Annotated in this window: 8 protein-coding genes; 6 read left to right on the top strand and 2 right to left on the bottom strand. The window is 68.5% G+C overall.

The features are described from left to right. A partial coding sequence (locus tag G5C60_RS10555) for an ATP-binding protein (RefSeq protein WP_241266660.1) occupies positions 1-455 on the top strand: 455 nt, incomplete at its 5' end. Positions 456-538: 83 nt separating this feature from the next. Here the strand turns inward: G5C60_RS10555 and G5C60_RS10550 are convergent. Together G5C60_RS10550 and G5C60_RS10545 are read right to left on the bottom strand one after the other, a co-directional pair. Next, complete coding sequence (locus G5C60_RS10550) at positions 539-1,987, bottom strand: aldehyde dehydrogenase family protein (RefSeq protein WP_165257304.1); 1,449 nt, start codon at positions 1,985-1,987, stop codon at positions 539-541. 44 nt (positions 1,988-2,031) lie between these two features. After that, positions 2,032-3,558: a GMC family oxidoreductase gene (locus G5C60_RS10545; RefSeq protein WP_165257301.1), complete on the bottom strand. Its 1,527-nt coding sequence runs from the start codon at positions 3,556-3,558 to the stop codon at positions 2,032-2,034. Between the two features lie 253 nt (positions 3,559-3,811). Between G5C60_RS10545 and G5C60_RS10540 the strand changes: the two genes are divergently transcribed. The 5 genes from G5C60_RS10540 to G5C60_RS10520 all read left to right on the top strand — a co-directional run bounded on the left by G5C60_RS10540 (position 3,812) and on the right by G5C60_RS10520 (position 8,627). Continuing rightward, positions 3,812-4,732 carry an AraC-like ligand-binding domain-containing protein gene (locus G5C60_RS10540; RefSeq protein ID WP_165257298.1) on the top strand — a complete coding sequence of 307 codons (921 nt, stop codon included), beginning with the start codon at positions 3,812-3,814 and terminating at the stop codon, positions 4,730-4,732. A gap of 127 nt (positions 4,733-4,859) precedes the next feature. Further along, the gene (locus G5C60_RS10535) at positions 4,860-5,129 is read left to right on the top strand and encodes a hypothetical protein (protein WP_165257295.1); all 270 of its coding nucleotides are present in this window, start codon (positions 4,860-4,862) and stop codon (positions 5,127-5,129) included. 16 nt (positions 5,130-5,145) lie between these two features. Then, a complete protein-coding gene (locus G5C60_RS10530) occupies positions 5,146-5,808 on the top strand; it encodes a response regulator transcription factor (protein ID WP_165257292.1) in 663 nt (220 codons plus the stop codon). Positions 5,809-5,834: 26 nt separating this feature from the next. Continuing rightward, entirely contained in the window at positions 5,835-7,325 is a 1,491-nt protein-coding gene (locus G5C60_RS10525; RefSeq protein WP_165257289.1) for a PAS domain S-box protein, read from the top strand. A gap of 138 nt (positions 7,326-7,463) precedes the next feature. Then, positions 7,464-8,627: an acyl-CoA dehydrogenase family protein gene (locus tag G5C60_RS10520; RefSeq protein WP_165257286.1), complete on the top strand. Its 1,164-nt coding sequence runs from the start codon at positions 7,464-7,466 to the stop codon at positions 8,625-8,627. Positions 8,628-8,669 lie beyond the last annotated feature (42 nt).

The raw sequence follows: 8,669 nt of genomic DNA, 5'->3' as shown, positions 1-8,669 counted from the left end.
CGTCCCCTCCCTCCCCCCAACTCCTCGATGGCGCCGCCCCGGACCGAGTCCACTGGCTCGAAATCCCGGCACGCCCGACCGACGTCGGTGAAGCCCGTTGCGCGATGGGTGAGAAGCTGCGCACCTGGCGACTGCCCGAACAGGTGCGCCAGGACGCGATCCTGATCCTGTCCGAGCTGGTCACCAACGCGATACGTCACACGCCCAGTACTCGGATCCTCTGCTGCGTCGGGCTCACCACGGACGGGGTGCTCCATCTCGAGGTGCACGACCAGGACTTGACGGCACGGAACCTGCCCCCACGCGACCCCGGCCTCGACGACGAAGGCGGCCGCGGCCTGTTACTCGTGCAGCACTTCGCCGACAAGTGGGGAGCCGAACGCTCTTCTCTCACCGGGGGGAACACCGTGTGGGCAGCACTCACGTGCAGAACGGGCGATGCGCACAGCGAGTGACGAGAAGGCGCCCGACGGGCACGCAGCCCACGTCAGGCGCCTTCTTTGATGTTCAGTGATTGCTCTTGCACGATCCGCCCGACTCAGGCGAGGTTGATCCACACGCCCTTCGTCTCGGTGAACTCGTCGATCGCGGCCCCGCTCATCTCGCGGCCCCAGCCGCTGGCACCGAAGCCGCCCCAGGGTGCGGCCGGGTCAAGGAACGGCAGCATGTTGACGTAGACGCTGCCCGCCCGGATCGTGGCGGCCAGGTTGTGCGCGGTGGTCAGGTCCTTGGTCCACACACAGGCGGCCAGACCGTACTCGGTGTCGTTCGCTCTCGGTACCAGCTCCTCGGGGTCCTCGTAGGAGAGGATCGACAGCACCGGGCCGAAGATCTCCTCGCGCGCGATCGCCATGTCGTCTGTGACCCCGCTGAAGACGGTCGGCTGGAAGAAGTAGCCGCCGGCGAGGTCGCCGTCGGGGCGTGCGCCGCCGGTCACCAGCTCGGCGCCCTGCTCGACACCGAGCCCCACGTAGTGGGCGACCCGTTCGACCTGCTCCTGGGAGACCAGCGGACCCATCACCGTGTCGGGGGACAGGCCGGGGCCGAGGGGCAGGCCGGCCGCCGCGGTCGCGATCTTCTCGGTGAACTCGTCGACCCGCCGGGAGTCGACGAAGAAGCGGGTGTAGGCGGCGCAGACCTGGCCGCTGTTGAGCAGCCCGCCCTGCAGGTTGCCGGCCACCGCGGCGTCGATGTCGGCGTCCCGGGCGACGATGCTGGGCGCCTTGCCGCCCAGTTCCAGGCCTAGCCTCTTGAGGTTGCCCGCGGCGGCGGCCACGATCAGCTTGCCGACCTCGGTCGACCCGGTGAAGGACACCTTGTCCACGCCGTCGTGCTCGGTCAGCGCCCGGCCGGCCTCCGGGCCGCCGGTCAGGCAGTTGACCACCCCGGCGGGAATCCCGGCCTCCAGGCACAGCCGCGCCAGGAACACCGTGGTCAGCGGCGTCTGTTCGGCCGGTTTGAGGATGGCCGTGTTGCCGCAGGCCAGCGCGGGGGCCAGCTTCCACGCCGCGATCGCCAGCGGCAGGTTCCACGGTGTGATCAGCGCGCACACGCCCACCGGTTCGCGTCGCGTGTAGTGCATCGTGCCAGGGATCGACACCGCGGACACCGAGCCCTCGATCTTCGTGCACCAGCCCGCGTAGTAGCGGAACATCTCGGCGGCCAACGGCACGTTGAGGCCCTTGGCGATGCCGAGCGGCTGGCCCTGGTCACGGGTCTCCAGCTCGGCGAGCTCGTCGGCGTGCTTCTCGATGAGGTCGGCGACCGCCCACAGCAGCCTGGCCCGTGCCGCCGGCGGCATGGTGCGCCAGGCGGGGTCCTCGAAGGCGGTGCGTGCCGCGTCGACCGCGGCGTCCACGTCGGACGTTCCGGCCTCGGCGACCGTGCCGAGCGGTATTCCCGTCGCCGGGTCGAAGGTCTTGAACTCGGCGCCGTCCGCGGCCGGAAGCCACTTCCCGCCGATCAGCAGACTCGAGGGTATGTCCATGGCTGGTCCTTCCGGTCCTTTTCCTGCGGGGGCTGAAGTGGTCGTCACCGGTCGGCGAGGATGAGGTCGGACGCCTTCTCGCCGATCATGATCGACGGCGCGTTCGTGTTGCCCGACGGGACCGCCGGCATGATCGACGCGTCCGCCACCCGCAGCCCCGGGACGCCGTGCACGCGCAGGCTCGGGTCCACCACGGACAGGGAGTCGAGTCCCATGCGGCAGGTGCCGACCTGGTGTTGGTACGTGCTGACCGCGCGGCGCACATAGGCGCGCAGGTCGTCGCGGGTACGGGCCTCAGGACCCGGGGCCATCTCGGCCTTGCGCCACTCGTCGAAGGCGGAGGACGCGCCGATCTCGCGGCACATCTCCACCGCGTCCACGAGCGCTTCGAGGTCGTAGCGCTCGGCCAGCATGTTGGGGTCGACCAGTGGCGTCGCCTCGGGGTCGGCCGAGGCCAGACGCAGGGTGCCGCGGGAGAGCGGCCGTACGATGCCGGGCGTGATGGTGTAGCCGTGCTCCGGGACCGGATAGCTCTCCGCCGGGTACACCACGTGGAAGAACAGCGGCTGGAGATCCGGACCGGGGCGCGAGGAGTCGGTGCTGGCGAAGAGCTGGGCTTCCAGCAGGTTCGCTTTGCCGGGCGGCAGCGGCCTGGTGGCCTCGTAGACGTTGAAGACGACGGCGTGGTCGTGCAGGTTCTCGCCCACGCCCGGGAGGTCGTTCCTGACCTCGATGCCGAACTGCTTGAGCTGCGCGGCCGGTCCGATGCCGCTGAGCAGGAGCAGATGGGCGGATCCGATGACTCCGGCGCTCAGGACGACCTCTCCCGTCGCCCGGGCCTGGTGCATGGTTCCGTCCACCGCGTACTCGACGCCGACCGCCCGCTCGCCGTCGAACAGGACCCGGTGCGCGTGGGCGCCGGTGGTGACGGTCAGCGCGGGGTGGCCGGCCACCGGAGCCATGAAGCTCTGCCACGCGCTCATCCGCCTGCCGTCCTGGGCAGTGAGGTGGTTGAAGCCGACGCCGGACATCTGCTCGCCGTTGAAGTCGTCGGTCTGCGGAATGCCGAGAGCGGTGGCCGCCTCGACGAAGGAGACGGCGGTGGGATGCGGGTCGGCGATACGGGTGACCGGCATCGGGCCACCGGCTCCGTGCCATTCGCTCGCACCGTCGACGTGGTCCTCCGAGCGCTTGAACAGTGGCAGCACGCTGTCCCAGTCCCAGCCGGGGCAGCCGTTGTAGGCCCACGAGTCGTAGTCGCTGCGATGCCCTCGGATGTAGATCATCCCGTTGATCGAGCTGCTGCCGCCCAGCACCTTGCCGCGTGGCCAGATGATCGAGCGGCCGTTGGCGTGCTTCTGCGGGCTGGTGGGCACCGCCCAGTCCACGTCGCCGCCCAGCAGCCCCGGCCAGGCCTGAGGGGTGCTGATCATGGGGTCGTCGTCGGCGGGCCCCGCTTCCAGGACGTGCACACTGTGCCCCTGGTCGAGCAGCCGCCGGGCGATGACACTGCCCGCCGACCCCGCGCCGACGACCACATAGTCGTGTTCCGTGGTTTCTGTTCTCGCCATGTCGTTTCGCTCCCCAGCCTTGTGCCTGGCGGTGACGTTAGACAGCGCAGCAGCGGCCGGGGCGCCATCACGCGCACGGGCATTCGCCAGTTCGCGCATCAGGAGCCGGCCGCATCACGCATCGGGAGCACGTTTCGCGCAACGACGGCCGGCTGACGTTTGACGACACGTTGACAAGAAAGTAATCGGCGTGACGCGGATTCTGGGCTATCTTTCCTCCTCTCGGTACAAGGCCCCACAAGTGAGGGCAATCATGAGACGCAACGACTACGAGGGCATCGACGAGTTCGAGGCCGCCGCGTCGGAATCCTTCGTACCTCTGCGTATCCGCGTTCCGGCAGAAGGCGGACTGCATGCCAGCCTCGGAGGTGTGGTGGTCAACGGGGTCCTGATATCCCGGATCGTCAGCACACCGTGCAAAGTCCGCAGGGATGTACGTGAAATCGGTTCCGGTGACCGCGAGTTGGTGAAGATCGCACTGCACCGGCGCGGACGCGCAGGTGTCGAACAGAACGGCCGACGAGGCTCCCTGCAGCCCGGCGATCTCGTCGCCTACGACACCACACGGCCCTATGAGCTGCGGTACTGGGACGACTTCGACACCTTCGTCATCGGGATACCCCGCTCGCGGCTCGGGCTCAACGCCGAGCTGATCGGCCGGCGGTGCGCATCTCCGCTGTCGGCCGGCCCGGGAGTCGGCCAGGTCGTGTCGTCCTGCATCACCGGGCTCGGCGGAAACCTCGAAGAGGTCTCGCCGGCCGCCGCCGTGCACCTCGCGGACGCGCTGATCTCGTTGATCATCTCGGCCTTCACCGATGCTGTGCCCTCGGACACCGGGGCCACTTCGGACCTCGCCGACCGGATCCTCGCCTACTGCCTGGCCAATCTGGCCGACCCCGCGCTGTCAGTGGCCTCCGTCGCCCGACGGCACGGCATCTCGGTGCGCTATCTGCAGAAGCTGCTCAACCAGCGGGACATGTCCCTCGCGGCCTGGATCAGGCGGGAGCGCCTGCACCGCATCCACCGGGACCTCTCCAGCCCATCGCTGACGAACCGTACGACGGTCGAGATCGCCGCCCGCTGGGGAATTCTCGATCCCACGCACCTCAGCCGCGCTCTCAAGGCGGAGTTCGGCCGGACCGCGCAGGAGATCCGCCGTGCGGCGCGGGAGTAGGGGAAGTAGGGGATTCCTTTACGGTGGTAAGGGATTTCCCCAGGTGAACACAGAGATACCTGGGTTGTCCCGGAATCCTCGGACATCTAGCGTCTGGCGAGAGATCCCTCCGGCATTCGAGGACAAGATGACCGACTCGGGCGGGCGCACGACTTTCCTCACCTGCTATGCCGACCTCCACGACTACGGATGGCATCACGTCGACCTCTTCGTCCACGACGAGGCGGGCAAGGAGATCAACTGGGTCCACTGGCAGGTCGAGGAGGACGGGCCGGACGCCGCGGACCGCGCGACCGCCCGCGTCGAACCGGCACTGCGCCGGACCAGCGAGTGGGAGCACGGGATCCGCGCCGACGGCAGCAGCTACTGGATCGCGCAAGCGGCGTGGGACGAGTGAGCCGGAGGTGACGGCGATGCAGGCCCGACACGCGTCCCTGGGTCCGGCGGATGGGCAGCCGCCGGGCAGCGTCGTCTACATCGTCGACGACGACCAGGAACTGTGCAGGTCACTGGCCTGGCTGCTGGAGTCCGTGAGGATCAGGTCCCTGTGCTTCACCGATGTGACGTCCTTCCTGGAGTCTTACGACCCGCAGCAGCCCGCCTGCATGGTGCTGGATGTGCGCATGCCCGAAGTGGGCGGCTTCCAGCTCCAGGAGATCCTGAACCGGGCCGGATCAGCCATCCCGGTCATCTTCGTGTCCGCCCACGGCGACATCAGAATGTCCGTGCGGGCACTGCAGAACGGCGCCGTGGACTTCCTGGAGAAACCCTACGATCCCCAGCACATGCTCGATGTTGTCCAGCAGGCGCTGCGGACCGCACAGGAACGCTTCGCCCGGACGGCCAGGCAGCAGGCGCTCCAGGCACGTCTGGTCAGCCTCAGCCCCCGTGAGCTGGAGGTCCTTCGCCTGGTGATCGACGGCGTACCCAGCAAAACAATCGCGACCCGGCTGGGGATCAGCACGAAGACAGTCGATGTGCACCGCACCCGCATCCGGGAGAAGGCCGGTGCCGAGAGCATGGCGACCCTCGTCCGGGACCTGCTCCAGGCGGGTCTTGGACTGCCGGTCCAGTGACACTCCCAGTGATACGGAGACGCGGGGTGGACGACCTCGAACTGGCCGACTACCGGGAACTCGTCCAGGCCCTGAAGTACTGCGTGCTGCTGCACGACGCCAGGACGTACGAGATCCTCTGGGCGAACAAGGCCGCTTGTGAGCTGCTGGAGTGGACGGTCGACGAGCTGAAGCCCCTCAAGGCGCCGGACATGTCCAAGAACGCACAGCAGTACAGCCGTGAACTCGGGCACCGCTGGCTGCGACGGGCGGTCGACCACGGAGTGAGCGCCACCGAGTGGTGCTACCGGTCGAAGAGCGGCGAGGAGATTCTCACCGAGGCCATCGCGATCCGGGTGGAACTGCCGTCCCGGCCGATCGTGATGGTGCAGTTCCGCGACATCGCCGAGGAGAAGGCCACCCAGCGCGACCTGTTCAGGACCGAGGGCCGGCTGCGGGCGTTCCTGCGCAATCTCGCGGAGGGCATCGTCGTCCTCGACGACGACGGTGTGGTCGTCTTCGCCAGCGAGTCCGCCGCCAAGCTGCTGGACGTGGACGTCGCCACACTGACCGGATCGGACTTCGCCTGGTTCTGCGGTCCCGAGTCCCGGGCGGTGCTGAGCGAGAGCATCGAGAAGACGTCCAAGGGCGCGCCTCCGCAGGATTCGCGGTACCGGCTGGCCGCGCCCGGCGCGGAACACCGCTGGTACGCGGGCACATGCCAGTACATCGAGATCGAGAGTGACCTCCGCGGGCACCTTCTGCTGTTCCACGACATCTCCGACCGGGTGCGCGCGGAGGAGGAGCACCGCAGGGACACCCAGTACGTCAACCACCTGGCCAGGTACAACGCGATGGGGGACATGGCGATGGCCATCGCCCACGAGGTCAGCCAGCCCCTCGCCGCCGCGTACAACTTCGTCGAGGGTGCCCGGAGCAGGCTCGGCGACTCCGGCTTCGGCGAGAACGAGCAGGTGGCCTGGGGGCTGGAGAACGCCAAACGCCAGATCGAGCGGTCGAGCCAGATCCTCAAGAGCCTGAGGCAGTACGTCGTACGGCTGGAACAGTCCGAGCAGCTCATAGACCTCAATGCCATCGTCAGGGACTGCCTCTACTTCATCGACCTGAGGGCCCAGCAGCATTCCGTCGCCCTCGCATTGGACCTGACCGCGGAGCCGCTCCCCGTGCGCTGCGAAAAGGTCCTCATCGGGCAGGTCGTGATGAATCTTGCCTTCAACGCGATCGACGAGATGGCGCGATGGCCGGTGGAACAGCGGCGTGTCGAGCTGGCCACCGGGCGGCATTCGGACGGGCACGCGGAGCTGGTCGTCCGCGACTACGGGCAGGGGCTTTCCGCGGTGCCCGGCGGCAAGGTCTTCGACGGTGTCTTCACGTCGAAGGAGAACGGAAACGGTATCGGTCTGGCGTTGAGCCACCGCATCGTCACCCGTCACCGCGGCCGCATCGAGGCCGCTGAGAACACCCCCCGCGGAGCGGTCTTCTCGTTCGCCCTCCCGTCGGCACCGACCGGCCCGTAAAGAAATCCTCATGCCGATGAGGGAATTGCTCACTGGCCTTGCAGCCACACCCGATTGTGGGGACCGCGAAACAAAAATAGCGTCGCTGCACAGTGGTCGGCCCCATGCCGAACCTCGCTACCGCCAAGGAAACCGGTGATGACGCGAACTCTCGAACCATCAGTGGACGGTGACCCGGCCAGGCCGACGGCGCCTACCTTCGAGGAGGTCCTCGCGCACGTCGCGGACCGCCGCGCCGAATTCACCGAGAAGCGGCACGTTCCGCGCGACATGATCGAGGAATTCAAGCAGGTCGGTCTCTACCGTGCCACGACGCCGAAGCGGTTCGGCGGTGATGCCCTGCGGCCGGCGGAGTTCCTGCGCCTGATCGAGCGGATCTCCGAGGTGGACGGCTCGGCCGGCTGGGTCGCGAGCTTCGGGACGTCGGGCGTCTATCTGGCAGGCCTGCCCCTCGACACCCAGGCCGAGTTGTACGCCGACGGGCCCGATGTGGTCTTCGCCGGAGGGCTGTTCCCGCTACAGCCGGCCGAGCAAGTGGACGGCGGCTTCAGGGTGACCGGCCACTGGCGGTTCGCGAGCGGCTGCAAGGGCGCCGACCTCCTGGGGGTGGGCATCGGCGTGGGCGACGCGTCGTCCGGCAAGCCGCGCACCGCCGTCCTCCAGCCCGATCAGGTCGAGATCGTGGAGAACTGGGACGTCATCGGCATGGAGGGCACCGGCAGCCACGATCTGAAGGTGGACGGCGTGGTCGTCCCCGAGGAGTGGACCTTCGTCCGCGGCGGCGGCTCCGTCGTGGATGAGCCGCTCTACCGCTACCCGACCATCGCCTACGCCGCGCAGGTGCTGGCCGTCGTCAACCTAGGCATCGCCCGCGCCGCCCTCGACCACACCATCCGCGTCGGCGCAGGGCGGGCCGGCCTCACCGGCGCCCCCAAGCTCGCCGACCGCGCCTACTACCGGATCGCCGTAGCCAAGGCGGAAGCCGAACTGCGGTCCGTCCGCTCCTTCTTCTACGAGGTCACCGAGGAGGTCTACCAGGCGGTGGCCGGCGGCACGCCCGCTACCGCCGAGCAGGCAGGCGTCCTCCGCCTGGCCGCGACCCACGCGGCCAGGGTGGGCTTCGACGTCGTCCGCGACGCCTACACCCTCTCCGGAACCGCGGCCATCAACGCGGCCCACCCCATGCAGCGCTACCTGCGTGACGCCTCGGTGGTCCCGCAGCACGCGTTCCTCACCGAGGGCATGTACGACGGCGCCGGGGCGGTCCTGATGGGCGCCAAGCCCTTCCCCGGCTTCGTGTAACTCCAGTCCTGCTTCGTGCCGCCCCGCCGGCTCCGGGTAGCT

Source organism: Streptomyces scabichelini (assembly GCF_011045015.1).
Classification (GTDB): Bacteria; Actinomycetota; Actinomycetes; order Streptomycetales; family Streptomycetaceae; genus Streptomyces; species Streptomyces scabichelini.
This window is presented reverse-complemented; position numbering and strand designations above follow the sequence as displayed.

What these genes read in the sequence shown, in the direction of transcription:
- G5C60_RS10550 (WP_165257304.1), bottom strand. Translation starts at nt 1,987, where the DNA reads ATGGACATACCCTCGAGTCTGCTGATCGGCGGGAAGTGGCTTCCGGCC.
- G5C60_RS10545 (WP_165257301.1), bottom strand. Translation starts at nt 3,558, where the DNA reads ATGGCGAGAACAGAAACCACGGAACACGACTATGTGGTCGTCGGCGCG.
- G5C60_RS10540 (WP_165257298.1), top strand. Translation starts at nt 3,812, where the DNA reads ATGAGACGCAACGACTACGAGGGCATCGACGAGTTCGAGGCCGCCGCG.
- G5C60_RS10535 (WP_165257295.1), top strand. Translation starts at nt 4,860, where the DNA reads ATGACCGACTCGGGCGGGCGCACGACTTTCCTCACCTGCTATGCCGAC.
- G5C60_RS10530 (WP_165257292.1), top strand. Translation starts at nt 5,146, where the DNA reads ATGCAGGCCCGACACGCGTCCCTGGGTCCGGCGGATGGGCAGCCGCCG.
- G5C60_RS10520 (WP_165257286.1), top strand. Translation starts at nt 7,464, where the DNA reads ATGACGCGAACTCTCGAACCATCAGTGGACGGTGACCCGGCCAGGCCG.